At 72.2% G+C, this 21,851-nt stretch carries 21 protein-coding genes; 10 read left to right on the top strand and 11 right to left on the bottom strand.

The genetic code is table 11. The features are described from left to right. Positions 1–834, bottom strand: coding sequence for a LysR family transcriptional regulator (locus tag ACLJOU_RS29140; protein ID WP_410571678.1), 834 nt, complete (start codon positions 832–834; stop codon positions 1–3). Positions 835–894: 60 nt separating this feature from the next. Here ACLJOU_RS29140 and ACLJOU_RS29135 point away from each other — a divergent pair, with 60 nt between their 5' ends. After that, on the top strand, positions 895–1,227 hold the full coding sequence (locus ACLJOU_RS29135; RefSeq protein ID WP_410571676.1) for an ester cyclase: 333 nt from the start codon (positions 895–897) through the stop codon (positions 1,225–1,227). On the opposite strand, the gene ACLJOU_RS29130 is transcribed toward ACLJOU_RS29135, so the two are convergent. Both ACLJOU_RS29130 and ACLJOU_RS29125 read right to left on the bottom strand, forming a co-directional pair. After that, positions 1,217–1,693 carry a GNAT family N-acetyltransferase gene (locus tag ACLJOU_RS29130; RefSeq protein WP_410571675.1) on the bottom strand — a complete coding sequence of 159 codons (477 nt, stop codon included), beginning with the start codon at positions 1,691–1,693 and terminating at the stop codon, positions 1,217–1,219. The genes ACLJOU_RS29135 and ACLJOU_RS29130 overlap by 11 nt on opposite strands. Further along, positions 1,690–2,193, bottom strand: coding sequence for an SRPBCC family protein (locus ACLJOU_RS29125; RefSeq protein WP_410571673.1), 504 nt, complete (start codon positions 2,191–2,193; stop codon positions 1,690–1,692). The genes ACLJOU_RS29130 and ACLJOU_RS29125 overlap by 4 nt, the downstream gene beginning before the upstream one ends. Positions 2,194–2,255: 62 nt before the next feature. Between ACLJOU_RS29125 and ACLJOU_RS29120 the strand changes: the two genes are divergently transcribed. Then, entirely contained in the window at positions 2,256–2,837 is a 582-nt protein-coding gene (locus tag ACLJOU_RS29120; protein ID WP_410571671.1) for a TetR family transcriptional regulator, read from the top strand. On the opposite strand, the gene ACLJOU_RS29115 is transcribed toward ACLJOU_RS29120, so the two are convergent. Together ACLJOU_RS29115 and ACLJOU_RS29110 are read right to left on the bottom strand one after the other, a co-directional pair. Next, a complete protein-coding gene (locus ACLJOU_RS29115) occupies positions 2,827–3,825 on the bottom strand; it encodes a Gfo/Idh/MocA family oxidoreductase (protein WP_410571669.1) in 999 nt (332 codons plus the stop codon). The two genes, ACLJOU_RS29120 and ACLJOU_RS29115, sit on opposite strands and share 11 nt — an antisense overlap. Next, on the bottom strand, positions 3,822–4,829 hold the full coding sequence (locus ACLJOU_RS29110; protein WP_410572030.1) for a LacI family DNA-binding transcriptional regulator: 1,008 nt from the start codon (positions 4,827–4,829) through the stop codon (positions 3,822–3,824). The genes ACLJOU_RS29115 and ACLJOU_RS29110 overlap by 4 nt, the downstream gene beginning before the upstream one ends. Before the next feature lie 123 nt (positions 4,830–4,952). Between ACLJOU_RS29110 and ACLJOU_RS29105 the strand changes: the two genes are divergently transcribed. From ACLJOU_RS29105 to iolD, 7 genes are read left to right on the top strand one after another with little or no spacing between them, the layout of a single operon-like run. Continuing rightward, complete coding sequence (locus ACLJOU_RS29105) at positions 4,953–5,831, top strand: TIM barrel protein (protein ID WP_410571668.1); 879 nt, start codon at positions 4,953–4,955, stop codon at positions 5,829–5,831. Positions 5,832–5,872: 41 nt separating this feature from the next. After that, positions 5,873–6,853: a sugar ABC transporter substrate-binding protein gene (locus ACLJOU_RS29100; protein ID WP_410572028.1), complete on the top strand. Its 981-nt coding sequence runs from the start codon at positions 5,873–5,875 to the stop codon at positions 6,851–6,853. Then, positions 6,850–7,893: an ABC transporter permease gene (locus tag ACLJOU_RS29095; protein ID WP_410571666.1), complete on the top strand. Its 1,044-nt coding sequence runs from the start codon at positions 6,850–6,852 to the stop codon at positions 7,891–7,893. Before ACLJOU_RS29100 ends, ACLJOU_RS29095 begins: the two co-directional genes overlap by 4 nt. Next, on the top strand, positions 7,890–8,669 hold the full coding sequence (locus ACLJOU_RS29090; protein ID WP_410571664.1) for an ATP-binding cassette domain-containing protein: 780 nt from the start codon (positions 7,890–7,892) through the stop codon (positions 8,667–8,669). The genes ACLJOU_RS29095 and ACLJOU_RS29090 overlap by 4 nt, the downstream gene beginning before the upstream one ends. Before the next feature lie 34 nt (positions 8,670–8,703). Continuing rightward, positions 8,704–9,633, top strand: coding sequence for a 5-dehydro-2-deoxygluconokinase (iolC, locus tag ACLJOU_RS29085; protein ID WP_410571662.1), 930 nt, complete (start codon positions 8,704–8,706; stop codon positions 9,631–9,633). A 34-nt stretch (positions 9,634–9,667) separates the two neighbouring features. Beyond that, positions 9,668–10,558, top strand: a complete 891-nt coding sequence (iolB, locus tag ACLJOU_RS29080) for a 5-deoxy-glucuronate isomerase (protein ID WP_410571660.1) — start codon at positions 9,668–9,670, stop codon at positions 10,556–10,558. Next, positions 10,555–12,390: a 3D-(3,5/4)-trihydroxycyclohexane-1,2-dione acylhydrolase (decyclizing) gene (iolD, locus tag ACLJOU_RS29075; protein ID WP_410571658.1), complete on the top strand. Its 1,836-nt coding sequence runs from the start codon at positions 10,555–10,557 to the stop codon at positions 12,388–12,390. Before iolB ends, iolD begins: the two co-directional genes overlap by 4 nt. On the opposite strand, the gene ACLJOU_RS29070 is transcribed toward iolD, so the two are convergent. From ACLJOU_RS29070 to ACLJOU_RS29055, 4 genes are all read right to left on the bottom strand, one after another. Further along, positions 12,375–13,328, bottom strand: a complete 954-nt coding sequence (locus tag ACLJOU_RS29070) for a hypothetical protein (protein ID WP_410571656.1) — start codon at positions 13,326–13,328, stop codon at positions 12,375–12,377. The genes iolD and ACLJOU_RS29070 overlap by 16 nt on opposite strands. Then, a complete protein-coding gene (locus ACLJOU_RS29065; protein WP_410571654.1) occupies positions 13,325–14,557 on the bottom strand; it encodes an MFS transporter in 1,233 nt (410 codons plus the stop codon). Before ACLJOU_RS29065 ends, ACLJOU_RS29070 begins: the two co-directional genes overlap by 4 nt. Positions 14,558–14,568: 11 nt before the next feature. Beyond that, a complete protein-coding gene (locus ACLJOU_RS29060) occupies positions 14,569–16,122 on the bottom strand; it encodes a discoidin domain-containing protein (RefSeq protein WP_410572026.1) in 1,554 nt (517 codons plus the stop codon). Between the two features lie 265 nt (positions 16,123–16,387). Next, complete coding sequence (locus ACLJOU_RS29055) at positions 16,388–16,963, bottom strand: TetR/AcrR family transcriptional regulator (RefSeq protein WP_410571652.1); 576 nt, start codon at positions 16,961–16,963, stop codon at positions 16,388–16,390. A gap of 100 nt (positions 16,964–17,063) precedes the next feature. On the opposite strand from ACLJOU_RS29055, the gene ACLJOU_RS29050 reads away from it, so the two are divergent. Further along, on the top strand, positions 17,064–18,110 hold the full coding sequence (locus tag ACLJOU_RS29050; RefSeq protein WP_410571650.1) for an aldo/keto reductase: 1,047 nt from the start codon (positions 17,064–17,066) through the stop codon (positions 18,108–18,110). 132 nt (positions 18,111–18,242) lie between these two features. Here ACLJOU_RS29050 and ACLJOU_RS29045 read toward each other — a convergent pair whose 3' ends face one another. Then, positions 18,243–19,301 carry an NAD(P)-binding domain-containing protein gene (locus ACLJOU_RS29045; RefSeq protein ID WP_410572024.1) on the bottom strand — a complete coding sequence of 353 codons (1,059 nt, stop codon included), beginning with the start codon at positions 19,299–19,301 and terminating at the stop codon, positions 18,243–18,245. A gap of 281 nt (positions 19,302–19,582) precedes the next feature. Further along, entirely contained in the window at positions 19,583–20,806 is a 1,224-nt protein-coding gene (locus ACLJOU_RS29040; RefSeq protein WP_410572023.1) for a diguanylate cyclase, read from the bottom strand. Positions 20,807–21,851 lie beyond the last annotated feature (1,045 nt).

The following is a 21,851-nucleotide window of genomic DNA, read 5'->3' as shown; positions in this document are numbered from 1 at the left end:
TCAGCGCGTGCGCGTGGCCGCCCGGACGAAGGCGGCCACGCGCGGCGAGCGGGACGAACTCGGCCAGGCCACCTGCCAGCGGGCCTCGCCGAGCCCGTCGATCCGGCGGTACGCGACCCCTTCCCGCGGGTACCGCCGGGCGACGGACTCCGGCAGGAACGTCACGGCCTGGCCGAGTTCGACCAGCCGCAGCGCTTCGGCGAGGTCCTTCGCCGGCGGACCGTGCTTCGCGGGCGGAGCGCCGGCGGGTGCCCGGTCCCGTGCGCGGTAGTACGCGTCGAGGCGCTCGTCGACGCCCGGCCAGGTGACCGCCGGCCGGGCGAGGACCTCCGCCAGCGTGGTGGCTTCCCGGCCACGCGGCTGGGCGGCCACGCGTGGCTCGGCGTGGACCTGCTCGACGTCGAGGCCCGTGCGGTCGAAGGGCGCGGCCACCAGGGCGACGTCACCGCGGCCGTCGCGGAGCATGTCGGCCGCCTCGTCGCCCGTGGTCGCGAACAGCAGCTCCGCCGGCTCGGCCAGCTCCGCGAGGATGCCGGGGAGCAGCCCGCCGTCACCGTCCGGTTTGGACACCACCACCAGGCCGCCCGCGCGGCGCGCCCGGCGCCTCGCCGCGTGCGCGGCGGCCACGGCGGTGCGGGCGTCGGGCAGCATCGCCTCGCCTTCGGGCGTCAGCGCGACGCGGCGGGTGGTGCGTTCGAAGAGCGTCACGCCGAGCGCGCGCTCGAGCCCGCCGACGGCCCGCGAAAGCGTCGGCTGGCTGACTCCCAGCCGCTCGGCGGCGCGGCCGAAGTGCAGCTCCTCGGCGACCGCCACGAAAGCTTCGAACCCATTCATACGGGTTCAGCATAAATGGCGTATTTCCGCTCCGGCCGGGGCGCTGGTTGCCTGGTCGGCATGACCAACATCGACGTCGTCCGCCGCTACCTGACCGCCTTCAACGACGGAGACCTCGCCGCGTTCGACGAGCTGATCGACCCCGCGTACGTCAACCACAGCCCGAGCCTGCCCGGCCTGCCGCCCGGCCCGGCGGGCCTGAAGCCGATCGTCGAGGATCTCCGGCGGCAGGCGCCGGGCCTGCGGTTCGAGGAAGTCCACCTCCTCGAAGACGGGGACCTCGTGGCGGCGCACCTGCTGGTCCACGGCTTCGGGCCGGAACCGGCGCGGCAGATGCAGATCGAGCGGCTGCGCAACGGCCGGATCGTCGAGCACTGGCGGGTCACGGCCTGAGCGGAAGCACGGCGGCGACCTCGTCCCCTTCGGTCGTCAGCGCCGCACCCGCGCCGCTCAGCAAGGCCTGCGCGGCGCCGTTGCCCGCCGTCGTCGAAGCGATGAACCTCGCCGCGCCGCTCGCACGGGCTTCGGCCACCAGCAACGCCGCCACCTGCGTGCCGATCCCGCGGCCGCGGGCGGCGCGGGCCAGCCAGATGCCCGCCTCGACCGCGTCGCCGCGGGGCGCCAAGCGGGCCGCGCCGATCGCCACGCCGTCGTCGTCGATCACCCACGTGCGTTCCACCCCCGTCGCCGGATCCACCGATCGGGACCGGTGGAACGCCACGAACGCGGCGCGGCGCTCGGGGGTCCAGCCGGGTGGGCCGTCGACCGGGGGCATGACCTCCAGGGGATCGGCCCCCGCTTCGGCGGCTTCGAGCAGCCGCGTCAAGGCGGCCTCGTCCAACGGCGTCAAGCGGATCACGAGCGCAGTCTCGCGGCCGAGCGCGTGCGGCGCGAGCGGATTTTGCCCAGCCCGCGCAGGAAGCGGACGTACGGCGACCAGCGGACCGGTCGGCCGATCCGCCCGGTCACCGCCAGCTCCGCCCGGTCCAGCAGCTGCTCCAGCAGCGCGTCGTGCAGCGGACGGAAGAACAGCGGCCACGTCAGCCGGGCCCAGCCGTGCAGGGAAGCGACCAGCTCGTGGGTCAAGGTGTCGTCGTCGATCGAAAACGAGTGGTGCCCGTGGACGCCCGCCGGGGCCGTGAACCGGAAGCCGAGCCGGTCCGGGGTGACCTCCTCCAGCACGTACCGGACCGGGCCGTGGCCGGCCGGGGTGCCCGGCACGCGGGGGCCGTCGAGGCGGGTCGGCGGCCAGTCCGCCACCGGCCACAGGCGGTCGCCGGGGGTGCCGAGGGTGTCCAGGAGCTCGGCGAGGTGCGCCCGGGTCGCCGGGAACCGCCGGGTGTGCACGTTGCGGACCATGGTGAAGCCCTCCCGTTCTGGAGACTGTCCTCCAGAACGTATTAGAGCATAGTCTCTACAACATGGGCCGGCCCGCGACGCACACCACAGCGCAGTTCCTCGACGCCGCCGCGGCGTTGTTCGCCGGCGGGGGTGCCCGGGCGGTCACGATGGCCGCCACCGCGAAGGCCGCCGGCGCGCCGAACGGCTCGATCTACCACCGCTTCCCGGACCGTCCGGCCCTGCTGGCCCAGCTCTGGCTCCGCACCCTGCGCGACTTCCAGGACACCTTCACCGCCGCGCTCGGCGCCGCGGCCGACGTCGAAGCGGCCGTCGCTGCCGCAGCCAGCGTCGTCCACTGGTGCCGCAAGCACCCCGAAGGCGCCCGGGTCCTCGACGCGGGCATGCAGGCCTTCGACCCGGCCGGCTGGTCGGCCGAGGCGCACGCGGCCCTCGCCGCGACGGAACAGGAACTGCGCGGCGCGCTCAAACGCGCGACGCTGAACCTGCCGCCGCTCACCGGTGTCACGGACGAGGAGATCGTGCTCGCCCTGGTCGAGATTCCGCGCGCGGTCGTCCACCGCTACCTCTCGACCGGCCGCACTCCCCCGCCGAAGGCCGCGGCGCTCGTCGAACGCACGGTCCGCAAGCTGCTCAGCGCCTGACTTCCGCCAGCCGCACCGGACGCCGTTCCCGGCGCGACACCTCGCACGCCTCCGCGATGTAGAACGCCTCCAAGGCGTCCGCCGCTCCGCACGGCACCGGCGCCCGGCCCGCGACGACGTCCAGGAACGCCCGCAGCTCCGTCGTGTACGCCGGCCGGAACCGCTCCATGAAGCCGGGGTACGCCGGCCCGGGCAGCGGCGCCACCCCCGGCTCGGCCGACCGCAGCGGCGCCCGGTCGTCCAGCCCGACCACCACACCGGAGGCCGAGCCGAGCACGTCGAGGCGCACGTCGTACCCCGCGCCGTTGTAGCGGGTCAGCGACACCGTGGCCAGGGTGCCGTCGTCCAGGGTCAGCGTCGCCGCGGCCGTGTCGACGTCGCCCGCGTCGCGGAAGAACCGCTCGCCGCGGTTCGCGCCGATCGCGTACACCTCCTCGACCTCGCGGCCGCTCACCCAGCGGATGATGTCGAAGTCGTGGACGCCGCAGTCGCGGAACAGGCCGCCCGAGTGGGCCACGTACTCCGCCGGCGGGGGTGCCGGGTCGAACGTGGTCGCCCGGAGGGTGTGCAGCCAGCCCAGCTCGCCGGACTCGACGGCCGCCCGTGCCGCCGCGTAACCGGCGTCGAAGCGGCGCTGGAACCCGATCTGGACCGGCACGTCGGAGGCGCCGATGCGGTCGATCACCGCCAGGGTGCCCGGGATGTCCGCCGCCACGGGCTTCTCGCAGAACACCGGGATGCCCGCGTCGACGGCGGCGATGATCAGGCCCGGGTGCGCGTCCGTGGCCGCCGTGACGACCACGCCGTCCAGCCCCGCGGCGAACAGCTCGTCGAGGGATGCCGATTCGACCCCGAGCTTCGCGGCGGCGGACGCGGCTCGCGCGGGGTCGACGTCGGCCACGACGACCGATCCGACCTCGTCGAAGCCCTTGAGCGTCTCCGCGTGGGCGGTGCCGATCCGGCCGGTGCCCGCCAGTCCCAACCTCATCGTGAAGCTCCTTCTCCTGCGGTGGATTCGGCGGTGGTCGCGCGGACCACCAGTGACGGGTGCAGCAGGTGCCGGACCGGCTCCGTGCGCTCCCCGCGGACGCGTTCGAGCAAGGCCGCGAAGGCCAGCCGGGCCATCTCCTTGCGCGGCTGGTCCACCGTGGTCAGGGACAGGTGGCGCAGCGCGGCCAGCGACGTGTTGTCGTAGCCGACGACCGAGACGTCCTCGGGCACCCGCAGGCCGGCCTCTTCGAGCGCCGAGATCGCCCCCACGGCGTTGAAGTCGTTGCCGGAGACCAGGCCCGTCGGCAGTTCCGGGCGCGGGTACGCGGCGAGCAGCTCCCGCACGGCGTTCTCGCCCCCGATGTCGGTGTGCTCGCTGCGCACGACGATCGGCTCGAGGCCGTGGCGCCGCATCGCCGACTCGAAGCCCCGCCGCCGCTGCGCCGCGCCGGCCGCGCCGCCGCCGTCGAGGTGCGCGATGCGCCGGTGCCCGAGGCCGACCAGGTGGTCGACGGCCAGCGCTGAGCCCGCCTCGCCGTCGTCGTTCACCGTGTCCACTGTGGACGAGCGAGCGGTCCGCGAGACCAGCACGACCGGGCACTGCCGGGCCGCGACCTGGATCGCCGAGGCCGGGACGACCGGGGAGAGCAGGATGATACCCGCCGGGCGGAAGGAAAGCAGGTTGTGCAGGGCGTTCCACTCGCGCGTGGGGCTGCGGCCGCCGGTGTTGAGGATCAGGTCGAACCCCGCCGCCTGCGCCGCGGTGTCCAGCTCTTCGACGATGTCGGCGAAGAAGGCGTTGCGCAGGTCGTTGACCATCACGCCGAGCACGGTCGACGTCCGGCTGGCCAGCGACCGCGCCATCACGTGCGGCTGGTAGCCGAGTTCTTCGGCCGCGCGCAGCACCGCGGCGCGCCGCGCGTCGGACACCTTCGGCGAATTCCGCATCACCAGGGAGACCAGTGCGCGGGAAACCCCCGCCCGCGCGGCGACGTCCTCCATCGTCGGACGCACGACCCCACCCCCTGATCTCGGAAAACTCGGCCTTGACTTGGTGTGACGGACGCTACAAGATTAGAGCGCTCTAATCAATAGAGCGCTCCAACGGACCAACGGAGGCCCCTTGTGACAGCGACGATCCGCGTGGCCGCCGCCCCGATCTCCTGGGGCGTCTGCGAAGTTCCGGGCTGGGGCCGGGTGCTGGACGCGGCCACCGTGCTGGGCGAGATGGCGGCCCTCGGCGTCCAGGCCACCGAGCTGGGGCCGCCCGGGTACCTGCCCCGCGAGCCCGCCGCCCTGCGCGAGCTGCTCGCCGGGTACGGCCTGAAGCTCGTCGGCGGCTTCCTCGCCGTCGTCCTCCACGAGCACCCGGAGCGCGCGCTGGCCGAGGCCGAGGAGTCGGCCGCGCTCTTCGCCGCCTGCGGGGGTGACGTCCTCGTCCTCGCCGCCGCGACGGGCCTCGACGGCTACGACGAGCGCCCGCGGCTCGATGACGCCGAATGGGCGACCCTCGTCGGCACCGCCGGAAAGATCCGGGACATCGCGGCGCGCCACGGCCTGCGCACGGTGCTGCACCCGCACGTCGGGACGCACGTGGAGCAGCAGGCCGAAGTCGAGCGCTTCCTCACCGATTCCGATCTCGGGTTGTGCCTCGACACCGGGCACCTGATGATCGGCGGGACGGATCCGGTGGAGCTGGCGAAGCGGTATCCCGAACGGGTGGGGCACGTGCATCTCAAGGACGTCCGGGAGGACCTCGCGGCCGAAGTGCGCGCGGGCCGGCTCGCCTACACCGACGCGGTCGGGCGGGGTATGTACACCCCGCTCGGCGAGGGCGACGTGGACGTGGCGGCGATGGTGCGCTCCGTCCAGGCCGCCGGCTACGACGGCTGGTACGTCCTCGAACAGGACACCGCCCTCGGCGAGGAAAGCCCCGACGACCTGCCCCGGCGGGACACCGGGCGCAGCCTGGCCCACCTCGCGAAGATCACCGACTCCCTCTGAAACCTGGTCCCAAAGGAGTGACTGTGTTCTCTATCCGGAAAATGGCCGGCGTGGCGGCGATCGCCGCCGCCGGGCTGGTCCTCTCCGCCTGCAGCGGCCCGGCCGCCGACAACCCGAACAGCGGCTCCAGCTCTTCGGCCGCCGCAGCGGCGCCGAGCACGGGCGGCCCGCTGAAGGTCGCCGTGGTCACCCACGGCAGCGCCGGCGACGCCTTCTGGAACGTCGTCAAGAACGGCGCCGAGCAGGCGGGCAAGGACCTGAACGTCGGTGTCGACTACTTCTCCGACGGCGACCCGGGCAACCAGGCGCGGCTCATCGACAACGCGGTCGCGCAGAAGGTCGGCGGCCTGGTCGTCTCGATGGCGAATCCGCAGGCCCTGCAGACGTCGATCCAGAACGCGGTCAAGGCCGGCATCCCGGTCATCACCATCAACTCCGGCGAGGACTTCAGCGCCCGGTTCGGCGCGATCGCGCACGTCGGGCAGAGCGAGGGCCTCGCGGGCCAGGGCGCCGGGCAGCGGCTCAAGGCGGCCGGCAAGACCAAGCTGCTGTGCGTCATCCACGAGGCCGGCAACATCGGCCAGAACCAGCGCTGCGACGGCGCGAAGCAGACCTTCGGCAACGTCACGACGCTGCAGGTCGACATCTCCAACCCGACCGACGCGCAGGCCCGGATCCGCGGCGCGCTGCAGTCCGACCCGTCGATCGACGCCGTGCTGGCGCTGAACTCGCAGGTCGCCGCCCGCGCCGTCGCCGCGGCCAAGGAAGCGAGCTCGAAGGCCCAGGTGGCCACGTTCGACCTGAACGCCGACGTCGTCACGGCCATCAAGGACGGCAGCATCCTCTTCGCCGTGGACCAGCAGCAGTACGAGCAGGGCTACCTCCCGATCGTGTTCCTGAAGCTGTACAAGGAAAACGGCAACACCATCGGCGGCGGCCACCCCGTGCAGACCGGCCCGGGCTTCGTCGACAAGAGCAACATCGACACCATCGCCCCGTACGCGCAGCGCGGCACGCGATGACCGCAGCGATCCAGGCGCAGCCCGACGAGCGCGTCGCCAAGAAGGGCTTGACGGACCGCCTGGTCGTCCGCCCCGAAATCGGCGCGCTCCTCGGCGCGGTGCTGGTGTTCGTCTTCTTCTCGGTCGTCACCGGCCAGTTCCTCAGCCCGCTGGGCGTGGCGACCTGGCTGGACGACTCCTCGACGCTGGGCATCATGGCCGTCGTGGTCGCGCTGCTCATGGTCGGCGGCGAGTTCGACCTGTCGGCCGGCGTGATGACGGCGTCGACGTCGCTGGTCACCGCGATCCTGGCCACGCAGGCGGGCTGGAACGTCTGGCTCGCGCTGCTGGCCTCGCTCGTCTTCGCGCTCGGCGTCGGCGCGTTCAACGGCTGGCTGGTGATGAAGACCGGGCTGCCCAGCTTCATCGTCACGCTGGGGTCGTTCCTGGCCCTGCAGGGGCTCAACCTCGGCGTGACGCGGCTGGTCACCAACACCGTCCAGGTGTCGGGCATGCGCTCGACCAGCGGTTACGCGTCGGCCGGCGGCCTGTTCGCGTCCACGTTCGACATCGGCGGCACCCAGTTCCAGTCGTCGATCATCTGGTGGGTCGTCGTCACGGCGATCGCCGCGTGGCTGCTGGTGCGGACCCGGTTCGGCAACTGGATCTTCGCGGTCGGCGGGTCGCAGGTGTCGGCCCGCTCGGTCGGCGTGCCGGTGGTGCGCACGAAGATCCTGCTGTTCATGGGCACCGCGCTCGGCGCGTGGCTGGTCGGCTCGATCAACATCCTGCGGTTCGCCAGCGTCCAGGCCAACCAGGGCATCGGGCTGGAGTTCCAGTACATCATCGCCGCGGTGATCGGCGGCTGCCTGCTCACCGGCGGGTTCGGCTCGGCGGTGGGCGCGGCGATCGGCGCGCTGATCTTCGGCATGGCCCGCCAGGGCATCGTGTTCGCGCAGTGGAACAGCGACTGGTTCATGCTGTTCCTCGGCGTCATGCTGCTGGCCGCGGTCCTGGTCAACAACGCCTTCCGGCGCCGCGCGGAGAGGGTACGCCGATGAGCCTGCTCGAAGTTCGCGAGATCGGGAAGACCTACGGCAGCGTGATCGCGCTGCGTGATGTGTCCACTGTGGTCAACGCGGGCGAGGTCACCTGCGTGCTCGGCGACAACGGCGCCGGGAAGTCCACGCTGATCAAGATCCTGGCCGGCGTGCAGCAGCACGACCGCGGCGAGTTCCTGGTCGAGGGCGAGCCGGTGCGGTTCTCCTCGCCGCGCGAGGCCCTCGACCGCGGGATCGCGACGGTGTACCAGGACCTCGCCGTGGTGCCGCTGATGAGCGTCTGGCGGAACTTCTTCCTCGGCTCCGAGCCGACGACCGGGTTCGGCCCGTTCCGGATGCTCGACCGGAAGAAGGGCCGCGAGACGACCAAGAAGGCGTTGTCCGACATGGGCATCGACCTGCGGGACGTCGAGCAGCCGGTCGGGACGCTCTCGGGTGGTGAACGCCAGTGCGTCGCCATCGCGCGAGCGGTGTACTTCGGCGCGAAGGTGCTGATCCTGGACGAACCGACGGCCGCGCTGGGTGTCAAGCAGGCCGGGGTGGTCCTGAAGTACGTCGCCCAGGCCCGTGACCGCGGGCTCGGCGTCGTGCTGATCACGCACAACCCGCACCACGCCTACCCGGTGGCGGACCGGTTCCTGCTGCTCAAGCGGGGTACCGCGCTCGGTTCGTACGAGAAGAAGGACATCGACATCAACGAGCTGACGCGGCAGATGGCGGGCGGTGCCGAACTGGAAGCCCTCGAACACGAGCTGCGGCAGGTGGAGAAGGCGTGAATCCCGCCGACGCACCCTTTCCCGCGGAGGCGGCATGACCATCGAGGCCTTGACGATCGGCCGGGTGGGCGTCGACCTCTACCCCGAGCAGAGCGGCGTGCCGCTGGCCGGGGTCAGCACGTTCGCCAAGTCGCTCGGCGGGACCGCGACCAACGTCGCGGTCGCCGCCGCGCGGCTCGGCCGGCGGACGGCGGTGCTCACGAAAGTCGGCCCGGACGGCTTCGGTGACTACGTCCGGCAGGCCCTCGACGGCTTCGGCGTCTCGCCGGACTTCGTGGGCACTTCGCCGGACCTGCAGACGCCGGTCGTGTTCTGCGAGCTGAACCCGCCCGCGGACCCGCCGCTGCTGTTCTACCGCTCCCCGATCGCGCCCGACCTCACGCTCACCGACGAGGACGTGCCCTGGGCCGTCGTCGAGTCGGTGCCGCTGCTGTGGGTCACCGGCACCGGCGTGTCCGTGGAACCGGCCCGGGCGACCCAGCGGAAGATCCTCGAGGCCCGGGGACGCCGGGCGCACACCGTCCTGGACCTGGACTACCGGCCGATGTTCTGGCCGTCGGTGGAGCAGGCCCGCGCCGAGATCGGCGGGATGCTCGACCACGTCACGGTCGCGGTCGGCAACCGGACCGAGGTGGAGGTCGCCGTCGGCACCGCGGACCCGGACACGGCCGCGGACCGGATGCTGGAGCGCGGGCTGCACCTGGCGGTGATCAAGAAGGGCGCCGAAGGTGTCCTCGTGGCGACTCCGGAAGGCCGCTGGACGGTGTCGCCGCAGCGCGTCGAGGTCGTCTGCGGGCTCGGGGCGGGCGACGGCTTCGGCGGGGCGCTGATCCACGGCCTGCTGTCGGGCTGGGACCCGGTGCGGACCGCGGAGTACGCGAACGCCGCGGGCGCGCTCGTCGCGTCCCGGCTGGCCTGCGCCGACGCCATGCCGAGCGCGGCCGAAATCGAGGAACTCCTGTGATCCACCGCCGCCGCGAAGTCTTGGAGGCCGCGAAGTGAGCAAGCTGCACCGTCCACTCGGGACACTGTCCGACGACGCCGACCCGGTCCGGCTGACCCCGGACACCGCCGGGTGGCGGTACTCCGGGCTGCGGGTGCTGTCCCTGGCGCCCGGCGAGACGCGGACCCTGCACACCGGCGAGTTCGAGGCGTTCGTGCTGCCGCTGGCCGGTTCCGCAACCGTCCGCGTCGACGGGGAGGTCTTCGAGCTGCGCGGCCGCGACTCGGTCTTCACCCGGGTGACGGACTTCGCCTACGTCCCCCGGGACGCCGAAGTCGAGTTGTCGACACCGGACGGCCTGGAGGTCGCGCTGCCGATGGCGCGCTGCACCCGGCGGCTCGCGCCGAAATACGGGCCCGCCGAGGACGTGCCGGTGGAGGTCCGCGGCGCCGGGCAGGCCACGCGGCAGGTCACCAACTTCGGCGTGCCCGGGGTGTGGGACCACGCCGACAAGCTCAACGCGTGCGAGCTGATCACCCCGGGCGGCAACTGGTCGTCCTACCCGCCGCACAAGCACGACGAAGCGACCGAGTGCGAGGTCGTCAACGAAGAGATCTACTACTTCCGCGTCGCCGGCCGCGACGGCGTGACGCCGTCCCGCGAGGGGTTCGGCCTGCACCGGACGTACACGTCCGACGGCGAGCTGGACGAGGACGTCGCGGTGCGCGACCACGACGTCTTCCTGATCCCGCGCGGCTACCACGGGCCGTGCGTGGCCGCGCCGGGCTACCCGATGTACTACCTGAACGTCCTGGCCGGACCGGCTCCGGAACGCTCGATGGCGTTCTGCGACGACCCGGCGCACGGCTGGGTCCGCGACACGTGGGCCACGCAGGAGCCGGACCCGCGGTGTCCCGTCACGAGTCACGAAGGACGTGTGCAGTGAAGCTGACGACGGCTCAGGCCCTGGTCCGCTGGATACTGGCCCAGCGGTCGGAAACCCTCGACGGGCGGGAAGTCCCGCTGTTCCCCGGCGTGTTCGCGATCTTCGGGCACGGCAACGTCCTCGGCCTCGGGACCGCCCTGGAGGAACACCGCGGGGAGATCCCGGTCTGGCGCGGGCACACCGAGCAGGGCATGGCGCTGGCCGCGGTCGGGTACGCGAAGGCCACGCACCGGCGGCAGGTCGGCGTCGTGACGTCGTCGATCGGACCGGGCGCGCTCAACATGGTGACCGCGGCCGGCGTCGCGCACGCGAACCGGCTGCCGGTCCTGCTGCTGCCGGGCGACACGTTCACCAACCGCGCGCCGGACCCCGTGCTGCAGCAGATCGAGCCGTTCGGCGACGCGACCGCGACGGTGAACGACGCCTTCCGCGCGGTCTCGCGCTACTTCGACCGGATCACCCGGCCCGAGCAGCTGCTCTCGACGTTGCCGCAGGTGGCGCGGGTGCTGACGGACCCGGCCGACGCCGGCCCGGTGACCTTGGCGCTGCCGCAGGACGTCCAGGCGGAGACCTACGACTTTCCGGAGGCGCTCTTCGAGCCGGTGACGCACCGGCCGCTGCGCCCGCGCCCGGACCGGCGTTCGGTCACCGAGGCGGCCGGGGTCCTGCGCGCGTCCCACCGCCCGCTGCTGGTGCTCGGCGGCGGCGTCCGGTATTCCGGGGCCGGGCAGCGCGCGCTCGAGTTCGCCGAGCGGCACGGAATCCCGCTCGTGGAGACCACGGCGGGCCGGACGCTGGTGCCGCACGACCACCCGCTGCACGCGGGCCCGCTGGGCATCACCGGCTCGACGTCGGCGAACGTCGTCGCGGCCGCGGCCGACGTCGTGCTGGCGGTGGGGACCCGGCTGCAGGACTTCACGACGGCGTCCTGGACGGTCTTCTCCCCCGGCCTCCGGCTGGTGTCGCTCAACGCGGCCCGGTTCGACGCGGTGAAGCACGGCGCCCTCTCGGTGGTCGGAGACGCCGACGCGGGCCTGGCCGAGCTCGCCGCCCAGCTGGAGAGCTGGCGGGTGGACCCGGCGTGGACGTCCCGGGCCGCCGGCGAGCGGGCTTCCTGGGACACGCACATCGACTCGCTGCGGTCGTCTCCGGGCGAGCTGCCGTCGTACGCGCAGGTGGTCGGGGTGGTCAACGACCTGTCGGCGGCCGACGACTACGTCATGACGGCCTCGGGCGGGCTGCCGGGCGAGCTCATCGGCGGCTGGCGCGGGTCCGGCTCGGTCTCGATGGACGTCGAATACGGGTTCTCCTGCATGGGCTACGAGCTGTCCGGCGCGTGGGGTGCGGCGATCGCCCACCCGGGCCTGGTGACGACGCTGCTGGGCGACGGCTCGTACCTGATGCTGAACTCGGAGCTGTTCTCGGCCGCGTTCGCCGGCCACCCGTTCGTCGCCGTCGTCTGCGACAACGACGGGTACGCCGTGATCGCGCGGCTGCAGGAGGGCCAGGGCGGGAAGCCGTTCAACAACTTCTACGCCGACTGCACGACTTCGCACGCTTCGCCACCGCGGGTCGACTTCGCTCGCCACGCCGAATCACTGGGCTGTGTGGTGTTCGCGGCGTCCACAGTGGACTCGCTGCGGGACGCGTATGCCTCGGCTCGCGAAGCGGCCGTCTCGGAGCAGCGTCCGGCTGTGGTCGTGGTGAAGACGCAGCCGTCGTCGTGGACCGAAGCCGGGGCTTGGTGGGAGGTCGGCGTGCCCGAGCACCTGGCCGGGCGGGACGGGTACGAGCGCGGGAAGGGCGGCCAGGTGCGTTACCTCGGGTCCTGAGTGACGGCCGGCGACGCGGCCCCGGCGACGAGCTGCCGGGGCGCGCCGGAGCCGTCGGCCGAGACCGCCCAGACGGCGTTGTCCAGCCCGTACAGGATCGTCCGGTCGTCCTGCCAAAGCGCCTGGTCGTCGACGCTGCGGGGCTCGGCGAGCTCGGTCTCCCGCAGGCTCGCGAGGTCCAGGACGGACAGCCGCCAGACGCCGTCGCCGACCTTCTTCTTGAAGGCGATCCGCTGGCCGTCCGGTGACAGGGACGGGCATTCGACGTTCTCGCGCAGGGTCTTGCCGCGGAAGCGCCGGTAGTCGGCTTCGACCAGGTACGTCTTCCCCTTGCTGCCCAGGGTGGCGTAGAAGCGGTTGCCGTCGGCGGCGAAGGTGATGCCCCAGTAGTTGACGTCGGCCGCGAAGTAGCGGTCGTCGCCCTTGAACACCGGCAGCTCCTCGATCGTCTTGACGAGCCGTCCGGTGTCGACCTCGTAGAGACCGGCCCGGGTCGAGAAGCCGGTCTGCGCGTAGGAATCGCCGGTGACGAACAGCGTCCAGTCGACGCGCCTGCCGTCCGGCGACACGCGCGCGCGGCTCGGCGTGCCGGGCAGGGTTTCGGTGTGGCGGACGGCGAGGTGGTCGTCGAGGACGAGGACGTCGGTGATCGCCGGGAGTGTGCCGGGCCGCACAGCCAGGCAGACCGCCGTCTGCTTCGCCACCGCGAACCGGTCGCACTTCAGGCCGCTGAGCCGGGGTTTCGCCTGCGGGTCGCCGAGCGGCACGGCGCCGACGCGGCCGGTGGCGGTGTCGCGGAACAGCAGCTGCCCGGGCGCCAGGGTCAACGCGGCGGCGGGTTCGGCGGCCGCGGTGTCGTGCCGCGCGCTGACCGTGTACGTGACGGCGGCGGCGATCAGCAGGGCCGTGCCGCCGAGGGCGAGGACGAGTTTCTTCACGGGCGCACCGGTTTCGCGAAGGCGGCGGCGAGGGCGACGGCGGCCAGGCAGGCTGCGGCGACGAGCACCGCGGGCCGCAGGTCCCACAGCGTCCACGCCAGTCCGAAGAGGACGGAGGAGAGCATCCGCGCCACGGCCTGGCCCGTCTGCACCACGGCCAGCCCGGTGGCGCGCAGGCCGGCCGGGATGAGCGGGCCGGCGGCGGCCATCAGGACGCCGTCGGTGGCCGCGTAGAACACGCCGTGCAGGCCGAGCGCGACCACGGCGAGCCACAGCCCCGCCTGCGGGCCGCAGAGCAGCACCAGGGCCAGGCACAGGGCGGCGTGCCCGCCGAGGAACACCGGCCAGCGGCCCACGCGGTCGGCGAGCTTGCCGAGCGGCACGGCCAGCAGCAGGTAGACCCCGGCCGTGCCCAGGGGCAGCAGCGGGAAGTACGTCGCCGCGATCGCCCAGCGCCGCTGCAGGACGAGGTAGACGAACGAGTCGCCGACCGTCACCAGGCCCAGCAGGGCCGCCCAGAGCGCCACGCGCCGGAAGTCCTGCTGCCTCAGCAGGCCGAGCGCGGCCCGGGCGGACACCGCCGCGCGGTCGACGCTGCCCGGGTGGTCGCGGACGAACAGGACCAGCAGCAGCACGGCGATCGCCGCGACGCAGAAGCTGGTGAAGAACACGCTGGTGTAGCTGCCGAGGCTCAGCGCGAGCACGGCCATCGCCACCAGCGGGCCGAGGAACGCGCCGACGGTGTCCATCGCCCGGTGCACCCCGAACGACCGGCCGAGGGCCGCGGGCTCGCTGCTGAGCGAAATCAGCGCGTCGCGCGGGCCGGTGCGCAGCCCCTTGCCGGTGCGGTCGGCGGCGAGGACGACCCCGATGGCCGCCACCGACGAACCGGCCGCGACGAGGCCGAGCTTGCACACCGCGGACAAGCCGTACCCGAACCCGGCGACGGCCTTGAGCCGCCGCCACCGGTCGGCGAGGTGCCCGCCGAGCACCCGCACGACCGCGGTCGCCCCGGCGTAGAGCCCGTCGAGCAGCCCGAACTGCAGCGGGTTCAGGCCCAGGCCGAGGACCAGGTAGAGCGGGAGGACGGCGGTGACCATCTCCGACGAGACGTCGGTGACCAGGCTGACCATGCCGAGTGCCACCACGTTGGCGGACACCCGCTTGAGCCCCGGCCGGCGATCGGTCCCGGACGCCAGGTCCGAAGTACGGCTTGCCGCGATGTACATGCCCGGGCCTCCTAGTGGCAGGTGTAGGTCGGGCTGTTGTCGAGGACCTTGCCGTCGACGCCGATGAGCTGCGTCTGGAACGTGGTGTCCGTCATCGACAGCTTCAGGACGCCGAAGGTCTTCAGCAGCTTGGCCGTGGTGGCGTGCGCCGGGCTCAGGTCGTAGAGGTTGGCTCCGCCGCTGCCGCCGACGATCTCGACCGGACCGTTCGGATCCGCCTTGCCGTCGGCGTTCTGCGGGAGGAACCGCTCGTAGTCGTGGTCGTGGCCGTTGAGGACGAGGTCGGCCTTGTTGGCGACCAGGAGGTTCCACAGCTCGGTGCTGTCGGTGTTGTCGCCGTGGTCGCCGGAGCTCCACCGCGGGTGGTGGTAGTACGCGGCGACGCAGCCCTTCCTGTTGTTGGCCAGGTCCTGCTTCAGCCAGGTGATCTGGGGCGGCTCGGCGAACTCGTCGTGGGTGACGAAGTCGTTGGAGTCGAGGGCGATGAAGTGCCAGTTGCCCATTTCCCAGCTGTAGTACCGCTGGCCCTGCGGCTTGGCGATGGCGCCGAAGTACTGGTCGTAGCCGGTGAAGCCGCTGTAGGACTCGTGGTTGCCGGGGACCGGGTGCGTGATGCTCTTGAACTTGCCCCAGCTCTTGTCGTAGTAGTTCTTGAAGTCGGACAACGTGGGCTCGTCGTACTGGTTGTCCCCCATGGTGATCACGGCCGCGGGGTTGATGTTCTCGACGAGCTTCGCGGTCTTCGGGTGGACGCAGCCGGAGCTGCTCGCGGTGCACTGTTCGGCGATGTCGCCGGCCGCGGCGAGGACGAATCCCGCGCTCCCGGCGGCGGTCTTGACCGTGATCGGCGTGCTCGCGGCCGAGGTGTTCCCGGCGGCGTCGCGCGCACGGACCGCGTAGGTGTAGCTCGTGGCCGGGGTGAGCCCGGTGTCGGTGTAGGACGTGGTCGCGCTGGTGGCGACGACCGCGCCGTTGCGGAGGACGTCGTACCCGGTGACGCCGACGTCGTCGGTGGCGGCGCCCCAGGTCAGCGGAACGCTGGTAGCGGTCGCCGTGCCCGCGGCGAGGCCGGCCGGGGTGGTCGGGGCCTGCGTGTCGCCGGAGGAGTCCGTGGTGCCGAAGACCTGCATCTCCCAGAAGGAATAGCCGTAGCTCGTGCCGCGGGTGAGGCCGACGAAGCGCACGAAGCGGCCGCGGGCGGTGAGGCCGCCGAGGTCGTCGATCTTGCCGTCCCCGGTGTCGATGGCGGCGGCCGTGGTGAAGGTCGTGCCGTCGTCGGAGACCTCGATGCGGTACTTCTTGGCGTAGGCGGCTTCCCAGTTGAGGACGACGCGGTGGATGGTCGCGGGCTGGCCGAGGTCGATCCGCAGCCACTGCGGGTCGGCGCCTTCGGCGCTGGCCCAGCGGGTGGTCGTGCTGCCGTCGACGGCCTTCGCGCCGGTGTACGACGAGCTTTCGACGGTCGAGGTGGCAACGGGTTTTCCCTGCGACAGCAGGACATCGGCGGCCTGGGTGGTGGCGGCCGCGGCGATCGCGGACGGCAGCAGCACCACGGCGGCGAGCACGGGGGTGAAACGGGCTAAGGGACGTAGTCGGGTGGACGGCACGTCGCGCTCCTTACGGGCCTGGCGGTGGCTGGTGGGCTGCGGCGTCGGTGCAAACAGTTAGGAAAGTTTCCTAACTAAGCGGACTGTAACGAGAGGACGTTCCGGCTGACAAGACGTGTCTTGCCCTTGAATCGGTCAAGAGGGTGAGTTTTTCACCATTTCCCCTGCTCAGGGCATGTTCCGTTGAGCGGGCTACTGCCCCGCGCCCCGGGACCACCGCTGCTCAGCAGGGCCGCGGCGGCGCTTGAAGCCCTTCGAACACCGCGGCGATCAGCCGTCGTCCCTGGGCCGCACCTTCGTCGTTGTTCGCCACGCGCCACAGGAAGCTCATCAGCATGATGATGTCGGCGGGGTCGTGCCCCGGCGCGATGGTGCCTTCGGCCACGCACGCGTCGACGAGCTTCTTGACGGCCGCGGTGGTGGGCGCCCACGAAGCATCGATGAGCTCCTGGGCCGCGGCGCTGTGCAGGGCGTCCCCGAGGCCGTGCTTGATGCGGATGTAGGCCGAGAGCGTTTCGAACCACTCGACGAAGGCGGCCTTCGCCGAGGAATGCCGGGCCAGCACGTCGTCGGCGGTCGTCGTCAGGCGCTCGATGTCGTGCTGGTAGGCGGCGAGGATCAGGTCTTCGCGGGTCGGGAAGTGGCGGTAGAGGGTGCCGGCGCCGACCCCGGCGCGCTTGGCGACCTCGCTCAGCGGCACCAGCGGGTTCTGCGCGAACAGCTCGTGGGCGGCCTCGATGATCGCGACGCGGTTGCGCGCGGCGGCCTTGCGCTGGGTGCCATACGTCCCCTCGGTCATGCCCCGATCATGCCTCATCTTTGACATGCGGAGAATCCTCCGCTAGTTTCGGCGGCACATCCGGAGAATCCTCCGCGAGTTGCTTTCACCTGGAGAACACATGCGTTACGTGAAGCTGGGCGCCACCGGCCTGGACGTCTCCCCCGTCGCGATCGGTGCGATGTCCTACGGCGAACCCGACCGCGGCCACCCCGTCTGGTCCCTCGGCGAAGAGCAGGCCCGGCCCCTGATCCGGCACGCGCTCGAGGCCGGCATCAACTTCTTCGACACCGCGAACATGTACTCGAACGGGTCCAGCGAAGAGATCCTCGGCCGGGCGCTCAAGGACTTCGCCGACCGCGACGACGTCGTGATCGCCACCAAGCTCCGGCACCCGATGCGGCCCGGGCCGAACGGGCGCGGGCTGTCCCGCAAGGCGATCATGACCGAGGTCGGCCATTCGCTGCGGCGGCTGGGCACCGACTACATCGACCTCTACCAGATCCACCGCAACGACCACGAGACGCCGCTGGAGGAGACACTCGAGGCGCTCAGCGACCTGGTCAAGGCGGGCAAGGTGCGCTACCTGGGTGCGTCGTCGATGTTCGCGTGGGAGTTCGCCAAGGCCCTGCACCTGCAGAAGCAGCACGGCTGGGCGCGGTTCGTGTCCATGCAGGACCACTACAACCTGCTGGCCCGCGAGGAAGAACGCGAGATGATCCCGCTGTGCCTGGACGAGGGCGTCGGCACGATCGTCTGGAGCCCGCTGGCCCGCGGCCGGCTGGCCCGCGCCTGGGACGACGCGAAGTCGACCGCCCGCTCCAGCACCGACGGGGCCTACGCGGACCTGCTGTACACGCCCGCGGAAGAGGCGTCGAACCGCGCGATCGCGGAAGCGGTCGGGAAGGTGGCGGCCGCCCACGGGGTGAGCCGCGCGGCCATCGCCCTGGCGTGGCTGCACCGGCAGCCGGTCGTCACGGCTCCGCTGGTCGGCGCCGGTTCGGCCGGGCAGATCGACGATGCGGTGGCTTCGCTGGACGTTTCGCTCGGCGATGACGACGTCCGCGCTCTCACGGCGCCGTACACGCCGCGGTACGACTGGCAGGGCGTGTCCGACGAGGCGACCATGGCGGCGATCCGCGCCCGGGTCCCGGGCATGGCGCTCTGAGTTTCCCTTGCGGCACAACGAATCTGCGCTCTCCGGATGATCACCCGATTCAGCGATTCCGTTCGCACAGATGTTCGGTAGCTTGGGTCTATGGCTCCTTCGACCCGCCCCTTCGCCGTCCGGCGAAGACCCTCACCGCAGCAGTTTCCGGATCTCCGTCACGGCGGCCCGGCCCACCCGGTTGGCCCCGACCGTGCTCGCCGAAGGGCCGTAGCCCACCAGGTGCAGGCGCGGCTCGAGGACCACCCTGGTGCCGTCCATGCGGATGCCGCCACCGGGTTCGCGGACGTGCAGCGGCGCGAGGTGGTCGATCGCGGCGCGGAACCCGGTGGCCCAGAGGAGCACGTCGGCGTCGAACCGCTCGCCGCCGGGCCAGACGACGCCCTCGGGCGTGATCCGCTCGAACATCGGCCGCCGGTCGAGGATCCCGGCGGCGCGGGCGGCCCGCACCTCCGGCGTCACGGCCAGATCGGTCACGCTGACGACGCTTTCGGGCGGCAGCCCGGCCCGCACCCGTTCGTCGACCTTGGCGACGGCGTTGCGTCCCCAGTCCTCGCTGAAGGGCTCGTCACGCCAGACGGGCGGCCGGCGCGTCACCCAGGCGGTGGCGCGGGCGAGCGGGGCGAACTCCATGAGCAGCTGCACGGCGGAGGCACCCCCGCCGACCACGACCACCCGCCGGCCGCGGAAGTCCTCGGGTCCGGTGTAGTCGGCGGTGTGCAGCTGCCGGCCGGCGAAGGTCTCCTGGCCGGGGTAGCGAGGCCAGAAGGGACGGTCCCAGGTCCCGGTGGCGCTGACGACGGCCCGTGCGGCCCAGGACTCCGCCGGGCTGGCGACGACCAGCCGGTCCCCCGCCCGCGTCACGGACTGGACGTCGACGGGCCGCAGAACGGGAAGGTCGTAGACGCTTTCGAAGCGCGCGAAGTAGTCGGAGACGACCTCGGAGGCGGGCCGCGTCGGGTCCGGAGTACCGAACGCCATCCCGGGAAGGTCGTGAATGCCGTGCACTTTCCCGAGAACGAGCGACGGCCACCGGTACTGCCAGGCACCGCCGGCCCGTTTCCCGTGATCGAGAACGACGAACCCGCTCCGGTTGGCGAACCCGGCCCGCCGAAGGTGGTAGGCGGCGGACAACCCGGCCTGCCCGGCCCCGACGACCACAACATCCGTCTCGTGATCCGCGCCGCTCATACCGGTGTAAACGGCGCCGGCGCCGACGTATTTCGCGCCGTACATCACACCGATCGGCGCCGTCACACCGCGACGAGGGCCATCAGACACCCGCGTCAGCCACCTCGCGCCCGTACCTCACAACCTCAGCCCCGGCCAACCTCCTGCCGCCCGCCGACCAGCGCCGTTCCATCGCAGCCCGCACCATCACAGATACCTGCGTCAGCCTCGCAACCCGACCCCGGCCAACCTCCACCGCCCACGCCGGCCGACCCACTACCGCGGACCCACCTTCGCTGCCGTCACACCGCGACCCGGTTCCGGCCGGCCTCCTTGGCCCGGTACAGCGCCGCATCGGCGGTGCGGAGCACGTCATCGAGCAGCGGGCCCGCGTCGGGATACCGCGCGACCCCGATCGACACCGACAACCCGCTCACCCGCACGGTCCCGCCTCCCGTCGAGATCACCACGTTCAGCTCGCCCACCGCCACCCGCACCCGTTCGGCGACCGCCAGCACATCCGCGCGGCCGATGCCGGGCAGCAGCACCACGAACTCCTCACCGCCGAACCGGCCCACCGTGTCGCCCTGGCGTACCGAACCGGAGATCGCCACCGCGACCGCGGCCAGCACGTCGTCGCCGGTGAGGTGGCCGTACGTGTCGTTGATCCGCTTGAAGTGGTCCAGGTCGATCATCAGCACCGCGAAGCCCCCGACGGCGCCGCGGCGCTGGGCGCGGGCGTGCTCGCGTGTGGCGGAGTCGTGCCAGCCCGCGGTGTTGAGCAGCCCGGTCTTCTCGTCGGTGACGGCCGCGACCTGCAGCTGCTGCTTCAACAGCAGGTACCGGTGCAGCAACAGCAACGGCGCCACGACGAACACCACCAGCACCGGCTGCTCGACCAGCGCGAGGGCCGCGAGCCCGCCCAGGCAGAGGGTCGCCAGCTCGAACGCGTTGTCCTCCCACGTGCCGATCAGGTCGGCCGCCGAGCGCTGGCTGGTGTACAGGTAGATGCCGGCCGCCACCAGGCCGACGTTCACCAGCTCGAACACCGCGGCCGCCAGGCACAGCGCGAACAGGCCGCGCGGTGTCTGCAGCGGCGTCCCGTGCAACCCCAAGACAGCGAGAACGGAGGAAGCGGCAAAACACGAGAGCATCGCCCAAGCCGTGCTGGCCACGAACCGGTGCGCGGGGCGCGTGCGGACCTGTCGCCACACTCGCACCCACAGGTGCGTGTAGAGCACGACGGCCAGCAGCGCCACCCACGCCGGCGGGAGCAGGACGACACCGGCGAGGTACCAGACGGACGTGACGTTGATGTGCGTCTGCCCGCTCATCCACCGCCGCAACCGCTCGATGCGGCGCGACATCTCGGCCTGCGCCACCCCGAGCCCGACCAGCACGGCGAACCACCCGGGCCGCACCGGCCCACCGAACCCGGTGGCCAGCGCGGTCCCGGTCGCGACGACGGCGAGGAGTTCACAGCCGAGGGCGTAGGCGATCCAGCGGTTCTTCGCGCCACCCCACATCGCCCACCGCGCGGGCCACCCGGGCCAGGTCGAAAGCGCTCCCCGACGCACGGCGGCCTGCGCTCTCAAGAACCGAGGCCACAGACGTGACGAACCGCCATCGTGACGTACCCCTTGCGCGAAGTTCGGCCGACCAGGTAGCCCAGCGTAGCCGTTCCGGCGAGCCCCGTCGCCGGTCCGGGCGAATTGCGCCCGCCGCCAGCGTCAGAAGACCCGCGCAGGGTAGATCACCGCAGTTCAGCAGCCCACCGCCTGATCACCACCGGGGCACGCCGAGTCCTTCCCCCGCGCCGACCGACCAAAGCGGAGACTCACGCCCGCTGCCGTACCCGCCGAGGGCAGATCCGGCGCGTACCGGCCGCGGCCACCGCGACGCGGCGCCTCACTGGGGCCACCTCGAATGCGTCGCCTCGATGCGGTCAACTCGAATGCAAGTCAGCTCACTTGCGCAGTGCGCGGACGATCGCCACCAGGCCGAACACCGCGGCGATGCCCGCTAGCACCGGGACCACCCGCTTGAGCACCGACTGTCCCGCGTAGTCGAGCAGGTCGATGGCGTCCGTTTCCGGAGGTGCCGGGACGCTGTGCAGCGCCGGCCGGTCCGCCGCCTTGGGCTTCGGTTCCGTGTTGATCTCCGGCGTGGTCGGCGCAGCCTTGACCCCGGCCTGCGGCTTCGCAGCCGGTTGGGCCGCCGCAGCGGTCCCCTGCGCCGGGGCACTCCCGGGCGAGTCGTCCGCCGAACCTGCCTGTGCCGAAGTGCTCGCGGCCGAACCAGCGCTCCCGGCCGAGGCAGCCTGGGCCGATTCCTCTTGCGCCGAGATGCCCGCAGCCGAACCTGCCGCCGCCGCACCCGCCTGCGGCGATCCCTCCTGCGCCGAGGTGCCCCCAGCCGAACCCGCACCCGCCGAAGCCGCCTGCGACGCTCCCTCCTGCGCCGAGGTTTTCCCGGCGGCAGCTTGCGCCGAGGCCGAGCCCGCCTTCGCCGCAGTGCCCTCCGCCGAGCCGGCCTGAGCCGAACTCTCCTGCGCCGAGGCGCCGCCAGCCG

Origin of the sequence: Amycolatopsis sp. cmx-4-61 (genome assembly GCF_046548775.1) — a bacterium.
Lineage (GTDB): Bacteria > Actinomycetota > Actinomycetes > Mycobacteriales > Pseudonocardiaceae > Amycolatopsis.
This window is presented reverse-complemented; position numbering and strand designations above follow the sequence as displayed.